This is a genomic window from Corallococcus sp. AB049A, assembly GCF_003668885.1.
GTDB lineage: Bacteria > Myxococcota > Myxococcia > Myxococcales > Myxococcaceae > Corallococcus > Corallococcus interemptor.
Genome location: NZ_RAWL01000790.1, coordinates 1 through 1459 on the forward strand (window position 1 = coordinate 1; position 1459 = coordinate 1459).

Here is a 1459-nt window from a genome sequence, read left to right on the forward strand (position 1 = left end):
GCCCACCCAAGCCGCAGACGCTGCCGAGTGCCGTCTGGATCAACAACCCCGCCCGGTTGGCCAACTCACTGGAGGTTGCGCAGTAATCTCACGAACTCGCTGTCTCACTCACGTTGACAGGTTCCGCGACGAGGTCGCAGTAGCGGTCCCACTCGTCCTGCGCGGGCCGCAGTGCGTTGTGCGCGATGACCAGCACATTGCCCACCATGGCCACGCCCAGCGTGCGGCCCTTGAAGGTGCCCACGACATCCGGTGCGTCGAGCGCCGCCGGGCCTCCGTGCTCGGAAGAAGCAGTCATTGGGGACATGCTCTCCCGGGAGAGCAACTGCCGCAACCCACTGTGCTCCCGGTAAGCCGCGGGGTGTGCACGGAAAGATTGTCCTGCCGGCGTCAATCCGCCTCCGGCCGAGTTCACAGCGAAAGCGCGAGTGCTACGGTTGGTTGCCAACAACCGTGACGGCCTGGAACACCCAGCGCTTTGCCTCTCACGGAGCTTTCGTCTCCCTCATTGCCTGTATCTACCTGGGCGTGGTCGGGGGGTAGCGGCAAGGTGCGGACGTACACACTCAAGCTCGACAACGGCCTGAACGCGTATGTCCTGCCCATCAGAGGAACAAGCGCGTGAGCCTGCTCAAGGCCATTGACTGTGACGCGATGAATCAGGACAAGGACACGCTCCTCGCGGGTTTGGAACTCTAGCAGGCTGTCGAGAAACCCTTGCGTATGATGGGGCATGCACTCTCCCAGATGGCTCCTCCTGGCGGCGCTGGCATTCGCTTGCGTCGCCTCAGCGGCCAGCCCCACTCGCACCTTCCAGACCCGGACCCTCGAGGGCTGGACGGTTCGCATCGATGACCGCCTGCTGACGCCGGCGAACAAGGCCGTGACGAACAAGGCCCTGGTGCTCCTGGCGGCGCAGCTCAAGGAGGTCGTCCAGCTCATCCCCGCGGGCCCCGTGGCTCAGCTGCGCAAGGTGACGCTGTGGCTGTCGCCGCCCTATCCCAACGAGGAGCCGAGGGCCTCGTACCATGCCGGTGAACAGTGGATGCTCCAGCACGGCCGCATCCCGGCGATGCTGAAGGGCATCGAGTTCGCGAACGTCTCCATCTTCGAAAGGGAGACCCAGCGGATGCCCCTGTTCGTGCTCCACGAGCTCAGCCACGCCTATCACGACCGGGTGCTCGGCTGGGACCACCCCGGCCTCGCGGCGCTCTATGCGCGCGCGGTGGCAAGCCGGAGCTACGACTGCGTGGAGCGCTCGCGCGGGCCCAAGCGGCCCATCACGTTCGAGCCGGCCTATGCCATGACCGAGCAGACGGAGTACTTCGCGGAGACCTCGGAGGCGCTCTTCGGCCGCAACGACTTCTTTCCCTTCACCCGCGAAGAGCTGGGCACGCACGACCCGGACATGCTCGCGCTGCTCCAGCAGGTGTGGCAGCTGCCCGCGCCCCCGCTACCC

At 65.9% G+C, this 1459-nt stretch carries 2 protein-coding genes; one reads left to right on the forward strand and one right to left on the reverse strand.

Annotation, left to right across the window (positions count from 1 at the left end; translation table 11 throughout):
* Window positions 1–88: 88 nt before the first annotated feature.
* Window positions 89–298 carry a hypothetical protein gene (locus tag D7X55_RS39395; RefSeq protein ID WP_199747345.1) on the reverse strand — a complete coding sequence of 70 codons (210 nt, stop codon included), beginning with the start codon at window positions 296–298 and terminating at the stop codon, window positions 89–91.
* 435 nt (window positions 299–733) lie between these two features.
* On the opposite strand from D7X55_RS39395, the gene D7X55_RS39400 reads away from it, so the two are divergent.
* Window positions 734–1459 (forward strand): hypothetical protein (locus D7X55_RS39400; protein WP_199747346.1); only part of this gene is annotated, 726 nt, incomplete at its 3' end.